The sequence below is a fragment of the Mesorhizobium sp. BR1-1-3 genome (assembly GCF_020165455.1).
GTDB classification, from domain to species: domain Bacteria; phylum Pseudomonadota; class Alphaproteobacteria; order Rhizobiales; family Rhizobiaceae; genus Mesorhizobium; species Mesorhizobium ciceri.
Genome location: NZ_JAIUIC010000009.1, coordinates 221714 through 235929, shown reverse-complemented (window position 1 = coordinate 235929; position 14216 = coordinate 221714). Strand labels below are relative to the sequence as shown.

The 14216-nt window shown below is 63.0% G+C and carries 16 protein-coding genes; 9 read left to right on the top strand and 7 right to left on the bottom strand.

What is annotated here, in order from left to right:
• The first annotated feature begins 3 nt into the window (after window positions 1-3).
• On the top strand, window positions 4-732 hold the full coding sequence (locus tag LB559_RS21180; protein ID WP_013530969.1) for an AzlC family ABC transporter permease: 729 nt from the start codon (window positions 4-6) through the stop codon (window positions 730-732).
• Window positions 729-1025 carry an AzlD family protein gene (locus LB559_RS21175; protein ID WP_013530970.1) on the top strand — a complete coding sequence of 99 codons (297 nt, stop codon included), beginning with the start codon at window positions 729-731 and terminating at the stop codon, window positions 1023-1025. Before LB559_RS21180 ends, LB559_RS21175 begins: the two co-directional genes overlap by 4 nt.
• A gap of 183 nt (window positions 1026-1208) precedes the next feature.
• On the opposite strand, the gene LB559_RS21170 is transcribed toward LB559_RS21175, so the two are convergent.
• The 3 genes from LB559_RS21170 to LB559_RS21160 form a co-directional block, all read right to left on the bottom strand.
• A complete protein-coding gene (locus LB559_RS21170) occupies window positions 1209-3053 on the bottom strand; it encodes an aminopeptidase P family protein (protein WP_224674898.1) in 1845 nt (614 codons plus the stop codon).
• 138 nt (window positions 3054-3191) lie between these two features.
• The gene (locus tag LB559_RS21165) at window positions 3192-4064 is read right to left on the bottom strand and encodes a 50S ribosomal protein L11 methyltransferase (protein WP_024501453.1); all 873 of its coding nucleotides are present in this window, start codon (window positions 4062-4064) and stop codon (window positions 3192-3194) included.
• Between the two features lie 10 nt (window positions 4065-4074).
• Window positions 4075-4653 carry an SCO family protein gene (locus tag LB559_RS21160; RefSeq protein WP_013530973.1) on the bottom strand — a complete coding sequence of 193 codons (579 nt, stop codon included), beginning with the start codon at window positions 4651-4653 and terminating at the stop codon, window positions 4075-4077.
• A 188-nt stretch (window positions 4654-4841) separates the two neighbouring features.
• On the opposite strand from LB559_RS21160, the gene LB559_RS21155 reads away from it, so the two are divergent.
• The 3 genes from LB559_RS21155 (at window position 4842) to LB559_RS21145 (ending at window position 6624) form a co-directional block, all read left to right on the top strand.
• Window positions 4842-5360, top strand: a complete 519-nt coding sequence (locus LB559_RS21155; protein WP_024501452.1) for a CreA family protein — start codon at window positions 4842-4844, stop codon at window positions 5358-5360.
• A gap of 138 nt (window positions 5361-5498) precedes the next feature.
• Window positions 5499-6140 carry a DapH/DapD/GlmU-related protein gene (locus LB559_RS21150; RefSeq protein WP_063168299.1) on the top strand — a complete coding sequence of 214 codons (642 nt, stop codon included), beginning with the start codon at window positions 5499-5501 and terminating at the stop codon, window positions 6138-6140.
• Window positions 6141-6330: 190 nt separating this feature from the next.
• Window positions 6331-6624, top strand: coding sequence for a hypothetical protein (locus tag LB559_RS21145; protein WP_013530976.1), 294 nt, complete (start codon window positions 6331-6333; stop codon window positions 6622-6624).
• Window positions 6625-6729: 105 nt separating this feature from the next.
• Here the strand turns inward: LB559_RS21145 and LB559_RS21140 are convergent, their stop codons facing one another.
• Window positions 6730-7977: a hypothetical protein gene (locus LB559_RS21140; RefSeq protein ID WP_064993813.1), complete on the bottom strand. Its 1248-nt coding sequence runs from the start codon at window positions 7975-7977 to the stop codon at window positions 6730-6732.
• A 262-nt stretch (window positions 7978-8239) separates the two neighbouring features.
• Between LB559_RS21140 and LB559_RS21135 the strand changes: the two genes are divergently transcribed.
• The gene (locus LB559_RS21135) at window positions 8240-8665 is read left to right on the top strand and encodes a low affinity iron permease family protein (protein WP_013530978.1); all 426 of its coding nucleotides are present in this window, start codon (window positions 8240-8242) and stop codon (window positions 8663-8665) included.
• 3 nt (window positions 8666-8668) lie between these two features.
• Here the strand turns inward: LB559_RS21135 and LB559_RS21130 are convergent, their stop codons facing one another.
• Window positions 8669-9535 carry an SDR family NAD(P)-dependent oxidoreductase gene (locus LB559_RS21130; RefSeq protein ID WP_224674897.1) on the bottom strand — a complete coding sequence of 289 codons (867 nt, stop codon included), beginning with the start codon at window positions 9533-9535 and terminating at the stop codon, window positions 8669-8671.
• A 163-nt stretch (window positions 9536-9698) separates the two neighbouring features.
• Between LB559_RS21130 and LB559_RS21125 the strand changes: the two genes are divergently transcribed.
• Window positions 9699-9980 carry a hypothetical protein gene (locus LB559_RS21125; RefSeq protein WP_064993811.1) on the top strand — a complete coding sequence of 94 codons (282 nt, stop codon included), beginning with the start codon at window positions 9699-9701 and terminating at the stop codon, window positions 9978-9980.
• Window positions 9981-10032: 52 nt separating this feature from the next.
• Here the strand turns inward: LB559_RS21125 and LB559_RS21120 are convergent, their stop codons facing one another.
• Entirely contained in the window at window positions 10033-10608 is a 576-nt protein-coding gene (locus tag LB559_RS21120; protein WP_013530981.1) for a TMEM175 family protein, read from the bottom strand.
• A 70-nt stretch (window positions 10609-10678) separates the two neighbouring features.
• On the opposite strand from LB559_RS21120, the gene LB559_RS21115 reads away from it, so the two are divergent.
• The gene (locus LB559_RS21115; protein WP_224674896.1) at window positions 10679-11251 is read left to right on the top strand and encodes an SH3 domain-containing protein; all 573 of its coding nucleotides are present in this window, start codon (window positions 10679-10681) and stop codon (window positions 11249-11251) included.
• 184 nt (window positions 11252-11435) lie between these two features.
• Window positions 11436-12647: an MFS transporter gene (locus LB559_RS21110; RefSeq protein WP_224674895.1), complete on the top strand. Its 1212-nt coding sequence runs from the start codon at window positions 11436-11438 to the stop codon at window positions 12645-12647.
• A gap of 30 nt (window positions 12648-12677) precedes the next feature.
• Here LB559_RS21110 and LB559_RS21105 read toward each other — a convergent pair whose 3' ends face one another.
• On the bottom strand, window positions 12678-14150 hold the full coding sequence (locus LB559_RS21105) for an MATE family efflux transporter (RefSeq protein ID WP_411970097.1): 1473 nt from the start codon (window positions 14148-14150) through the stop codon (window positions 12678-12680).
• Window positions 14151-14216 lie beyond the last annotated feature (66 nt).

The window sequence follows — 14216 nt, the reverse complement described above, 5'->3', positions numbered from 1 at the left end:
TTGATGGCGACGGACGTAATTTCCGAGAGCGGCGACAGAAGCGATTTCTGGCAAGGCGTGCGGCTGTCGATGCCTGTGGTGGTGGCCTCGGCGCCGTTTGCGGTGCTGTTCGGCGCGCTCGCCGTGGACAATGGCTTCTCGGTCCTGGAAGCCTTTCTGATGAGTGCGCTGGTCTATGGCGGCGCCAGCCAGATGGTCGGCATCCAGCTGTTCGGCCAGCATGTGGCGCCGTGGCTGATCGTGCTGTCGATCTTCGCCGTCAATTTCCGCCACGTGCTCTATTCCGCCGGCATCGGCCGGCGCATCGCGCACTGGCCTGTCATCCAGCAGGTACTAGGCTATTTCATCCTCACCGATCCGCAATTCGCGGTGGCCGAGGCGAGGGCGCAATCCGGCCAGACGGTCGGCTTTGCCTGGTATCTGGGACTTGGCTTGCCTGTCTATCTGTTCTGGATCGTCGAAAGCGCGCTTGGTGCGCTGTTCGGCAAGCTGATCCCCGACACGCACGCGCTGGGCATCGATTTCCTGCTGCCGATCTATTTCCTCGGTCTCGTGCTGGGCTTCCGCAAGCGGCCTCTGTGGCTGCCGGTGGTCATTGCCAGCGCTGCCGCCTCCATCATCGCCTACAAGACCGTGGGCTCGCCCTGGCATGTCTCGATTGGCGCTGTTGCCGGTGTGCTGCTGGCGGTCATCCTGCCTCCCCACCATAGCGGCGTAAAGGCACGGCCATGAGCACGACCTTCTGGATCATTATCGCCGGCGCAATCGCGACCTATCTCACGCGCATCGGCGGGCACCTGGTGATATCGCGCTTCGATACCATCCATCCCCGCGTCGAGGCCGGCCTCAATGCCGTGCCGGCGGCGGTGCTGACGACGCTGGTAGCGCCCGAGCTGTTGAACGCCGGCCCGGCGGAATGGGCCGCACTGGTGGTCACCGCGGTGGTTTCGCTGCGCGGTGGGTTGATGGCGATGTTTTTGGCGGGCGCGGCGGTATTGATCGTGGCGCGGCAGTTCGTCGGGTAGGGCGTATCGATATTCAGGTGATGACGGCCTGCAAACGGCGGCTTCCTGCGCTTCCCCGTTCTACCGCGTCGCGGTAGAACTGAGCTCACGTACCCAAAAGTACGCTTCGCTCCGGTTCACGGAACCCATCGTTTTCGCTCGTCCTGACCTGAATCTCGACACGCCCTCGGCGCCTCAGAAAAATCAAATCTTCGCGTCGTGCGGCAGCGGCGCGGTGGCCTTCTCCAGCCAGGCCAGCGTTTCGCCGTCGAGCATCGGGCCGATCTCGGCCAGCACGCGCGCGTGGTACGAGTCCAGCCAATGCAACTCGTCACGCGTCAGAAGGTCCGACTGCACCAGCCTGGTATCGATCGGCGCCAGCGTCAGCGTCTCGAAGCCGTGCATGGCGATGTCGCCGCCCTCGATCTCTTGCGCCGGCGTCACCAGGATCAGGTTCTCGATGCGGATGCCGTAGGAGCCTTCCTTGTAGTAGCCGGGCTCGTTGGACAGCATCATGCCTTCGAGCAGCTTTTCGGTGCCGGTGCGGGCGATACGCTGCGGGCCTTCATGCACGGCCAGATACGAGCCGACGCCATGGCCGGTGCCGTGGGCGAAGTCGCAGCCGTGCTTCCACAGCGCCATGCGCGCGACGGCATCGATCTCGGAGCCGCGCGTGCCGGCGGGAAAGCGCAAGGTGGAAATGCCGATCATGCCTTTCAGCACCAGGGTGAAGCGTTCGCGCATCTCCTGCGTCGGCTGGCCGATCGGCACGGTGCGGGTGATGTCGGTGGTGCCGTCCTGATACTGCGCGCCGGAATCGAGCAGGAACAGCTCGCCGGCCTGCAGCTTGCGGCTGGTGGCGCGCGACACGCGGTAATGCATGATGGCGCCGTTCGGGCCGGCGCCCGAAATGGTGTCGAAGGAGACGTCGCGCAGCGGCATCTGGGTTTCCTCGCCGGTCCGCCGGCGCTGTTCCTCCAGCCTGGTGACGACAGCGATCTCGTCGAGCGAGCCGGGTTTTTGCCGCTCCAGCCAGCACAGCAATTTCGCCACGGCCGCACCGTCACGGCGATGCGCGGCGCGCGAGCCGTTGATCTCGGCCTGGTTCTTGGTGGCGCGCGGGATTCGGGCAGGATCTGCTGCTGCAATGACGGCGCCGCCATTGTCCTCGACCAGCATGCGCAGCCGGTCAGCCGCCAGCACCGGGTCGAGCGCGATTTTCGCGCCACTCTTGGCAAGCGCTGTGATCGCGGCTTCGAATTCGCCGGGCTCATGCGGCTCGGCGAGCTGGGTGAGGTAGGCGGCGACCTGGCGCGAGAATTTGCGCTTATCCATGAAAAGCTGGTGCGACCTATCGGCGGCGAGGATGGCGAAGCCGAGCGCCAGCGGCGTGTGCGGCACGTCGCCGCCACGGATGTTGAAGGCCCAGGCGATGGAGGAGGGGTCGGTCAGCACCGCATGGGTGGCGCCGTCCTTGGCGATCGCCGCCGCCAGCCGCGCCAGCTTGTCCTTGGCGAGCTCGCCGGCAAAGCCGATCGGGTGGAGCTCGACGGGAGCCACCGGCGCGTCGGGCTGATCCTTCCAGATGATGTCGATCGGGTTTTTGTCGAGCGGCACCAGTACGGCGCCGTTCTTGTCGACTGAGGCCTGCAGCGCCTTGACCTCGCTGATCGTGTGCAGCCATGGATCGAAGCCGAGCCGTGCGCCCTTGCCAAGATTGTCTTTCAGCCAGACAGCCGGCGGATTGTCGACCAGGCTTTCGATTGAAAAGACGTCGAGATCGACCTCGCTGCGCACCTGCAGCGTGTAGCGCCCGTCGACAAAGACGAAGGCGCGGTCGCGCAGGACGATGGCGACGCCGGCCGAGCCGCTGAAGCCGGTCAGCCATTTCAGCCGCGCCGAACGATCGGCGACATATTCGCCCTGATGCTCGTCGGCACGCGGGACGATGAAGCCGTCCAGCCCGTTGGCTTCAAGCCATTGGCGCAGCAGCGCCACGCGCGGTTCGCCGACGGCCGGGTCGCCCGCGGAATCGAAGGTCTGGAACATGGTGGGCCTCCTGCATGTCCGCGCAACCGTAGCGTACGGTCGCGGAAATCGGAATCGATTTCCGGCTGCGCGCAACCTGCTACAGCATCGCCGGACTGACAACTGGGGGAATTTGGTCCAGGCTCGGTCGGTGCCGGTCTAATGCTTCAGGTGGATCGTCACCCAGCCCTCGCGGTGCAAGGTTCTGACATGGCGGAAATTCTGGCCGACATAGGCCGAGATGACCGCGTCCCGCTGGCGCTCGAGGATGCCCGACAGCACGATCGAGCCGCCAAGTGCGATATGATGGGCCATTTGCGGCGCCAGCCGCATCAGCGGCCGCGCCAATATGTTGGCGACGATCAGATCGAAGGGTGCGCGCTTGCCGAAGATCGGATGGTGAAAGCCGGGCGCGGTTGCTGTTTCCACCAGTGCCTTGACGTGGTTGAGCCGCGCATTGGCGGCAGCCACCCGCACCGCCACCGGATCGATGTCGGTGGCCAGCACCGGAATGTGCGCCAGCTTGGCGACGGCGATCGCCAGTACCGCGCTGCCGGTGCCGAGGTCGAGCGCATTGCGCGGGTGTTCGCGCCGGACCACTCTTTCCAGCATTTCCAGGCAGCCGGCGGTGGTGCCGTGATGGCCGGTGCCGAAGGCAAGGCCGGCTTCGATTTCGATGGCGAGTTCGCCGCTGTGGCGTTTCCTGCGGTCATGTGCGCCGTGGACGAAGAAACGTCCGGCACGCACCGGCTTCAGCTCTTCCAGCGAATGCGCCACCCAGTCGATGTCGGGCAGGGGCTCGCGCTCGATCGGCTTCGACAGGGAAAGGCCGGCAAGGATGTCCTTCAAGCGGGTCTCGACCGCATCGATGTCGCCATCGGCATAGAGCGATACTTCGTGGATGTCCTTGTCCTCGTCGACCTCCAGCACGGCGATCGGCAGCCCCTCTTCCTCGAAGGCCGCCTCAAGCGCCGCGAAAATGCTGACGGACTCGATCTTTCCGGTGGTGAAGTAAAGGCGCGTCTGGGTCATGAAATGGTAATCAGCCTTTCGCCGCCAGCCGCTTCAGCTTGGCGATGGCCGTATCGGCGCTTTCGCCGTAGGCGATTGTGCCGGCAAAATCGCCCTTGGCGTTGAGCAGCAGCACCGAGGCGGTATGATCCATCGTGTAGTCGCCGTCGCCCGTGTCGACCTTCTTCCAATAGATGCCGAACGACTTGGCCATGGCATGGACCTTGTCCGGAGCGCCCGTGATGCCGACGATACGGTCGGAGAAATTGCTGACATAGGCGTTCATCACCTCAGGCGTGTCGCGCTCCGGATCGACCGATACGAAATAGGCGTGCAGGTTCTTGCCGTCGTCGCCGAGCGTCTTCAGCCAGCCGGCCAGTTCGAACAGTGTGGTCGGGCAGACCTCGGGGCAATGGGTGAAGCCGAAGAAGACGACGCTGGGCTGGCCCCGGAAGGCGGCTTCGGTGATCGGCGCGCCTTTCTGGTCGACCAGAGTAAAGGCGGCCCCGAATGGCTCGCCGCCATAGTGGCCGCGATACCAGTCGAAGGTCAGCCAGCCGATGCCGGCCGCCATCAGGACGAGAATACCGACCAGGATAGAACGCATCATCAGAAAAGTCCGTCTGCAGAAATCGTCGCGCCGGCTCAATGCCGCGCCTGTGTGACAGTCTTAGCGGTTTGGCCCCGCACAGGCAAAGTGCCGCGTTGCCGCAACCGCTGCGGTGTCGACCTATCTGCTTGCAAAGCCGGGCCGCTCGCCCCACCTGTGACCGGCAACTCGAACCGCAGGAGGGTCCCTTGCAACGACTGATTGGGCACGGACTGATTGGGCGAAGACTGATCGGCGGTGCCTTGGCCGCGTGCGTTGTCCTAGGTGCCGGGGCCGCCGTGGCCGATGAAGTCGGCAAGGTCGGCGTCGACTGGCTCGGCAACGACATCATCGTCGAGGCGATCAAGGACCCCAAGGTGGAGGGCGTGACATGTCACGTCTCCTATTTCGATCGCGGCATCATCGATCGCCTGCACAAGGGCAACTGGTTCGAGGATCCGTCCGATTCCTCGATCTCCTGCCGCCAGACCGGCCCGATCACCATCGGCGACATCGACATGAGCGAGGGCGGCGAGGAAGTGTTCAAGCAAGGCATCAGCCTGATCTGGAAGAAGCAGGTGGTGAACCGCATCTACGACAAGGCCAACGAGACGCTGATCTATCTCTCGCATTCGCGCCAGGTGCAGAACGGCTCGGCGAAAATGTCGGTCACCACCGTGCCGCTCTACGGCCAAAACGTGGTGTGGAGCAAAGGCAAGCCGCAATAGGCGATTCAGTTCCTTCCCGGGCGCACGATTGGCGCCGCTTGCGGGACCAATCGCCTGGGCGAATCCTTGCCGGGAAACGATCTGACGGACGATTGGCCCCGCTTGCGGGACCAATCGCCTAGGGGTAAAGCCGCCGGCATGGACCGTTCCGAAGATCTCGTCCCGAAAGACCCCGAGCCACGCATCCATCCGACCGCGGAGTTGAAGGCGTGCAAGCTTGGGCGTTATGCCTCGATCGGCGAGCGGGTGGTGCTTCGCGAGGTCACCGTCGGCGACTTCTCCTATTTCGAACGCCATTCGGAAGCGATCTACACGACGATCGGCAAATTCTGCTCGATCGCCGCCAACAGCCGCATCAATGCGTTGGAGCATCCCATAGAGCGGCTGACCCAGCACAAGCTCAGCTACCGGCCGAACGAGTATTTTCGCTGGCTGGGCGTCGATGCCGCCTTCCGCGAACGGCGGCAGGCGAAAGCCGTGACCATCGGCCATGATGTCTGGATCGGCCACGGCGCGGTGATCATGCCCGGGGTCACCATCGGCAATGGCGCGGTGGTCGGCGCCAACGCAGTGGTGACGCGTGATGTGCCGCCTTACGCGATCGTCGCCGGCGTGCCGGCGAAGGCTCTCCGGCCACGCTTCGCTCCGGATATCGCGGCGCGGATCGAAGCTCTCGCCTGGTGGAACTGGCCGGTCGAAAAGCTCGCCAGAGCGGTTCCCGACATGCAGGCAATGCCGATCGAAGCATTCCTCGATCGTTGGGAAAACGACGCCGTCTGACCAGCTCAAGACGTCGACGGTAACCAATTTTCTTAACGTAAAATATTAAAGTTAAGAAATGGAAAACGGATTGTATCCGTGAAATTAAACACTCCAAGGTTGCAAGACTTTCGGCAAAATGCACTACTCGTTTCGGGGGTAAGTCGTAAGAAGTCGAAGAAAACACTACTAGCAACAATGGAGAGAAGTCATGAAGAAGTTCGCTTTTGTACTCACCGCTGCTATGGTTTCGTTCTCGACTGTCGGCGCCTATGCCGGCGGCTGGGGAGGTAGCTCGGGTAGCCTGATCAATGTGTCGCCGTCCATCGGTGTCGGCCAGGTGACCGCGCTCAATGGCATCCTGAGTGGCAACAACATCCTGAGCGGCAATGTCGTCCAGGGCATTCTGAACGGCAACAAGACCAACGTCCTTACCGGCGTTCTCAGCGGTATCGGCGTCAATGTCCTTGGCGGCAACAGCTACAAGCTGGGCGGCCGTCACTGAGCAGGAAAGTCACGGGCATCCTTATGTCACGTGTCGTGGGCAGGAGGGTCTTCAACACCCTCCTGCCTCCGCTTGTGGGCCTACCCAGTCAAGCGCGGGAATGAGCTAGATCTTCGCCCGCAGGCCCACAAATGCATCGACCGTGTGTTCGCGCTCGTCGATCACGGTCTTGAAGGTCTCGGAAACGTCGACGCGAACGACAATGGCCATCGATTTGGTCGCGTTGTACGTCGCTTCGGCATAGACGCCCTTGCGGCGCTCCTGGTTCTCGTAGAGCAAATTGTCCTTGAGCTCATAGAAGATGCCGGAAGCGATGCCGAGGTTTTCGCGCACCTTCATGCCCAGTTCCAATTCCGCGCGCTGCAGCCACGAAGCCAGGGGGTCGTCGGTTTCGGACGTTTCGTAGCGACCGAAATAGGTGCCGCGCAGCTCGAAGCCGTGCGGCAGAGGCTTGCCGAACGTGACTTGCCAGGTCGGACGCCAGCGCTGGTAGATGTTATCGGCGCCACGCAGGAACTGCGCACCCAGCGCCACGCCGAGCGTCGAACCGCCGGTGGCCTTGTAGGCCGCCTCGGCGCGCAGCGTATAGGCGTTGAACGATAGGAACAGCGGCGGGTAACCGATTTCCTCGACGCTGGCGAAGAGCGCAGACGCGGACGCGCCGAAGGCAAGCTGGCCAACTGTCCGGGTGACCCGAGCCGCCAACTGGAAGAGATTGCGGTCGGCATGCAGCTTCGCCGGCAAGATGAGATCTTCCTGGAAATGCGTCGCGCCGAGCTTTTCGTAGCTGTCGGCGGCCTCGAGGATCAGCGATGTGGCGTTGCCGAGGTCGATGCCGAGTTGTGTCTGGGCGCCGAAGACCTGCTTGAACTCGCGCGTACCCAGCGTCAGCGGGCCGATATCCAGATTGTCGCCGGTGCTGGAGACGCGATAGCTCAGCGATCCCCTCAGTTCGAGACCCGGGCCGAGCCGGCGGAAGGCCTCGGCCGACAGCGACAATCCGCGGTCGTCCTCGATCGACGTCTTGTCGTAATGCGTTACCTGGAAGTCCGCGCTGAATTTCGCGTTGGCGTCGTTGTCGCCCCATTGCTGCTGCAGCGAACCGCGCAACAGTGTGTACCAGTCCTTGACCGCATGGTCGCTGTCCAGCGCGTTGTTGGTCCAATGCCTTTCGAGACTGCCGGTGATTGTCGGATCGGTCGCTATTTCGGCAGCCGGTGCTGTTGATGGTTCTGCCCTGGCGGTCACGGCCGCGCAGGCCATCAGCAGGCCTAGGCCGGCGCTGCCAAGCAATCTGCGGGAAAGTGGAGCGACCGTCTGTCCTTCTGCCGGTCGGCGCTTTCGGGAAACCATGCTCCGCGCTCTCCGGACTGAAACCCCTTCCGCCATGCGGGGGTGGCGCAGCGGAAGGGGCTGGAGGTAAACCGCTGTGAAGCGGAAGGAACAGGCACTCTTGCCTGCAGGAGTACTGTGGCATTGAACCCATAAGGTGTGTTTTCCGGACTATTCTCCCTATGCGTGTAGGCAATTGTACCTGAGGTATTTGTTCGCATCGGGAACCTGAAGCGGTCGCTGATTGTTTCTCATCGCGCCGCAGCGTCGAGGATTTCGATAGATGGAAAAGCATTTCACCAAGGTTGCCAACTGGGTCGCCCGCATAGCCGGCCTGCCGCCGACATTCGCCGTCTGTTGCCTCATTATCATCGCCTGGGGGGTGAGCGGTCCGTTCTTCGGCTTTTCGGACACTTGGCAACTTGTCATCAACACGGGCACGACCATCATCACCTTCCTGATGGTCTTCCTGATCCAGAACACTCAGAACCGCGACGGCGCGGCGATCCAGGCCAAGCTCGACGAACTGATCCGGGTCGGCAAGGGCCACAACCATTTCATCGGCATCGAGCATCTGACCGAATCCGAAGTCGAGGAAATCCGCGCCAAATGCGAGCGTGCGGCAAAGCGGCATGACGAACAGATCGCCGACATCGCGGCGAAGAAGGCCGTGGCGCAGAAGCGCGGGTCGAAAAAGCAAGCGGCCTGAAGATCAGCCTTTCATGAAGGCTGCGAAACTGCCTTTGTGGTCCGGATGCCAGCGCGACAAAGCGGGGCGGTTCTCGATGATGTCGCCGATCGCCCAGGCCATGCGCTTTTCATCCAGCGGCCGGGCCGCCTCATTGTCCGGGCACAGGATGTAGAAATCGCCTCTGGCCAGGGATTCCAGCATGAAATCCACAACCTGTTCGCCGGTCCAGGCGCCGGCCGGTTTTTCCGTCGCACCCTCGGTCAGACCGGTAAAGGTGAAGCCGGGGATCAGCAGATGGGCAGCGACATGGGCGCCGGGTTCGTTGCGCAACGCGTGCGCCAGGCCTTCCGTGAAGGTTTTCACTCCTGCCTTGGAGACATTGTAGGCAAGATTGCCGGGCGGTGTGGTGATGCCTTGCTTGGAGCCGGTGTTGACGATCAGACCCGGCCTGGCCGAGGCCAGCATGCGCGGCGCGAAGGCCTCCACGCCATGCACAACGCCCCAGAAATTGATGTCCAGCAGCCGTTTCCAGGCATCGCGGTTTTCCCACGGCTTTCCGGGGTTGTCGCCCACGCCGGCATTGTTCATCAGCAGCGACACGCCGCCGAAGGCGCCGAACGCCCTCTCGGCGAGGCGGTCCACCTCATCCGCCTTCGAAACGTCGGCGGCGACGGCAAGCACGGCATCGTCGCCGGCAATCGCGGAAACGGCGCGCGAGGCGTCGTCAAGCCGCGCGCCGCCAATGTCGGCCAGCACGATCTTCATGCCTAGCAATGCAAGCCGCTTGGCGGCCGCCAGACCGATGCCGCTGGCAGCGCCGGTGATCACGGCGGCATTGCCTGGAGCAAGCGCGGGCGGGGCGGTCTGGATCTCGGCGTCGGTGATCATGGGCGATGGATTCCTTGTTCGATGGCGCCGAACTTAACGCCGGAACGGGCCGGTGCAAGCCTCTGCTCGTCTTGTCGGGTTGACCAGTCCGGCCGAGGCTGCGCATGTTGCCCTTTGTCCCCGCAACAGAGATTTAGGCCTGGGGACAAACGGAGGTTCCTGATTGACGGACTGGGTTGCAATTCTGAAGGAGCAGACCGCCATTGGCGACCAGATGGGCCGCGAGGTGCCGCAGATGATGGCCAATCCCGACATCAGCGAAGCGCAGGTGAAGACACTCTTTTCTGCGCTGGAGAAACAAGCCGAGTTCGTTGAGAAACTGCGCATGGCGCTGGAAAAATTCGGCCATGATTTCTCGATCATCAAGGCCGCGGAACGGCTGGAGGAGCTCTATGCCGACCTCGCTGCATCGGTGGCGGAAAAACTGAAAGCGATGCGCAAGTAGGGCAATTTGGGAAAGCCGTGCAGCGCTCTACCTTGAAAATGTGTGAAGACAACTACTTTTCGATCACCCGCGCAAAGCGCCTATCCGGTACGAGCCATATCATCGCGACCAGCACATAGAGCGCGACGCCGATCCACTGGCTGACGAAGGTCAGCACGACGGCCACGATATAGACAGCCAGCGAGAGCTTCCCCTTGCGGTCATTACCCAGCGCCTTGGCAAAGGCGGTATCATTGCCGTGCAGGCGATGCAGCGCGGCGGCGAGTATGGTGTAGGCGATGGCGCATAGCGCGAGGTCGGTGCCATAGACTGCTACCGGCACCGGCGCAAAGTGGTTCTCGCCCATGAAGGCTGTGGTCACCGGCATCAGCGACAGCCAGAACAGCAGATTGAGGTTCGCCCACAGCACGCGCCCGTCGACCCGCTGAACGGTGTGGAACATGTTGTGCAGATTGTTCCAGTAGATGCCGACATTGATGAAGGACAGCACGTAGCAGAAGAAGATCGGCCACAACGGCACCAAGGCGGAGAAATCCTCGCCATGCGGCACTTTCAACTCAAGCACCATGATGGTGATGATGATAGCCACGACGCCATCGGTGAATGCCTCGACCCTGCCTTTGCCCATGGATTCCACCTTTGCCCGCGATGAATTGCCGAAAGAGAGTAAACGCTAGCGGATGTTGAGGAGCCAATAAATGGCAACCGTGAAATTCCTCAACCATGTCCAAGGAAAATCCGGCATCAGTCCCGTTGGCCAGGACGGTTACGGCCGCCCACCTGTTGACTTTTCTTGGCTTGGCCGCTCCTCTTGCAGGGCAATCTTGGCCGGAGCAGGTGAACGGCCGGGATTCGAATGGAGGGGACTGATGAGATTTCGTTTTCTGCTTGTGGCCGCGACCATCCTGGCCGCGGTGTTCGGGACGTCCGCCGCGGCCTTCGCCTACAGCGCTCACACCTCGACCAACCTCAACGTCCGCAGCGGGCCGGGAGCGGGATACGCCAAAGTGGGAACGCTGCCCGCCGGCTTCAGAGTCAATGTCACCGGCTGCCAGCCGGGCTGGTGTAGAATCCATGGCGGCGGCGTGAGCGGCTGGGCCAGCGCCGGTTATCTTGAACGCTCCCAGATCGTTCGCCCGCCAATCATCATCGTGCGTCCGCCGCATCGGCCGCCACACTGGCACAAGCCGCACCGTCCTCCGCACCATCGGCCGCCGCACAGGCCGCGTCCTGGCAAGTGCAAGATCGCGCCCGGCTTTGCTTGCAGGTAACGCCGACCGATTGAACGATAGATGACGGATCGGAGCCGCTGGCCCCGATCCGAGCCTGTTCAGCCGGCGGACATCCCGCTCAAGCAATGCCCACCGTGCTGTCAGGAGCCTGCCTGTCGGCTGGAACGTCGTGGATGAAACCGCGTTAGATCCTCGATCCCCGAAATTGGTGACGAGGTTGGCCATGGCCATTCGCGATTTTGCGCATACGCACGAAGGGGCAGGTGGCGATGCTCTCGCAATCCCCACCGTCGCCGCGATGATTGCGGTGCTGTTTGCCGGCAGCACGGTGCTGACGCCGCTCTACATCGTCTACAAGCAGCAATTCGGCTTTTCACAAATCACCCTGACGCTGATCTACGCCGTGTATGTCGTCGGCAATCTGGCGGCACTTCTGATGTTGGGCAGCGTCTCCGATATTGTCGGACGCCGGCCCGCGAGCCTGGCGGCCATGCTCGTCGCCATCGTCAGTGCGCTTGTCTTCCTGTTTGCCGTAAACGTCGTCTCGCTCGACGTCGCCCGCATCCTGAGCGGGCTTGGCATCGGCGTCGGCGCGGGGACCGGAACCGCGTGGATTGCCGAGCTTCTTCCCGGCGCGGACAAGTCGCGCGCCAGTGTGATTGCCACCAGCACCAATTTCCTCGGCCTCGGCCTCGGCGCACTGATTTCGGGATTTCTGGCTGAATACGAGCCATGGCCGTTGCGGCTGATCTTCATCGTCTATCTGGCAGCACTTGTGGTGGTGACGATCCTGGTCTGGCGCATTCGCGAAACGGTGGCGAAGCCGGACGGCCTCGGGGGGATCTCCTTGCGGCCGCGACTTTCCGTCCCGGAGGAAATCCGTGCGCGCTTCGTCGCGCCGGCGGTGACCGGCTTCGGCGCGATGGCGCTGGTCGGGTTCTACGCCGCGTTGGCGCCGAGCATCCTGGCGCAGCAGCTGCATGAGACCAACCATGCCGTCGCCGGCGCGCTGTTCTTCGAGCTGGCGATCGTCACCGCGATCAGCATTGTCGTTCTGATGCACATGAAGAGCAACAAGGCGATGCTGGCTGCGCTGGCATTGATGATCCCAAGCGTCTCGTTGGTGATGGCGGCGCAGATATTGGCCTCGATGGCACTGATGGTTGCTGCGACGGCCTGTTGCGGCGTTGCGGCGGCGCTTGGTTACCGTGGCGGCCTGCAAGTGGTGAACGAGATCGCGCCCAAGGATCGTCGCGCCGAAGTGGTGTCCAGCTTCTTCATCTGCTGCTTTGTCGGCAACGCCTTGCCCGTCATCGGCATCGGCATCGTTTCGAACTATGCCAGTCCCGTCGCTGCCAGCCTGGCGTTCGCCGGCATGATCGTGGTGTTTGCGTTGGTGGCGCTGGCTTTTGGGCTGAAACAACAACGGCGTTGAGGGCCTGGAGCGGTCCAGCGGAACCGGGCTTCAGCCGTTCGGTGTTTCAGGCGAAAGATGCGCGCGTTCGCGCGGCACGCCAAGACCGGTGTCCGGCGGCTCGCCGGCGGCCGGCCTGTCCTCGATCATGTGCGTGGTGCGCCAGCGGCCGAAACGATAGTAGGCCGCCGCCAGTACAAGCGAGCTGATCGAACCCGCCGGGAAGCTCCACCACAGCGCTTCCTCGCCGATCACGCCACGCATGAAATAGGCAAAGCCGGTGCGCACGACCAGCACCGAGATGACCAGGATGATCAGCGGCGGCATCACGGCACCCGTGGCTCGTACGGTGGCAAACAGCACGATGGTTATGCCGAACAGGATGAACGACCACGAGGCGACATTGTTGATGTGGACGGCGATGTCGATCGCCGCGCTGTCGCGGCTCAGGAACAGGCTCAGCACCGAACGGTCGAAAACCGACAGCACGGCAACCAGCGCGCCGGTCAGGACCAGGTTGAAGCCGACGCCGGAGGCGGCGATGCGGCCGATCCGGTCCCAGCGCCCGGCGCCGACATTCTGCGCCGCCATCGAGGAAACGGCGGCGCCGATGGCGAGCGCCGGCATCTGGATGTAGGTCCACAGCTGGGCGGCGATGCCGTAGGCGGCGGCGACCTGTGAGCCGTAGGAATTGACGATGCCCATCACCGTCAGTGCCGCCGCCGAAATGACGATCATCTGCAGGCCCATCGGCACGCCCTTGAAGACGACGATGCGCAGCAAGGTGGGATCGGGCCGCAACAGAGCGAGATTGGCGCCGGCCAGCCGCAGCGGATGCTTGCGCACATAGAGAACGATCAGGATGGCGATCACGCTTACCGTCTGGCCGATCAGCGTGGACGTGGCGGAGCCCGCGATGCCGAGTTCGGGAAACGGTCCGATGCCGGCGATGAGCAATGGGTTGAGCACGATGTCGAGGACGACGGCCAGCGCCATGAAGAAGAAGGGGGTGCGTGAATCGCCGGCACCGCGCAGCACGGTCATGACGAAGGACAGAAGGTTCATCATCGGCACGGCGACGAAGATGATGCGCAGATAGGAGCGCGCCAGCGGCAAGGCGTCGGCCGGTGTGCCGAGCGTGTTGAGAATGGCGTCGACCCAGATCCAGCCGCAGACCGCGAAGACAACCGAGACGAGGAAGAAGAACGTCGCGCTGGTGCCGACGATGCGGCGCGCCTCGGGCAGGTCGCGGGCACCGACCGACTGGGCCACCAGGATGGTGGCCGCCATGCCGATGCCGAACACAGTGCCGAGGATCAGGAACAGGACGAGGTTGGCGTTAGAGGTGGCGGTCAGCGCCGATTCGCCGAGGAAACGGCCGACCCAGACGGCGTTGATCGAGCCGTTGAGCGACTGCAGCACGTTGGAGCCGAGCACCGGCAGGGCGAACAGCAGAAGCGTGCGCGGGATAGGGCCGCTGGTCAGGTCGCCGGTGCGCCGGCGCGCGGGCATTTTTTCGTCCATGGCGGGTAGCTCGGCGGATGGTGATTTGGATCCAGTCCACGATGATATCGCAGGCGGGACCGAGAT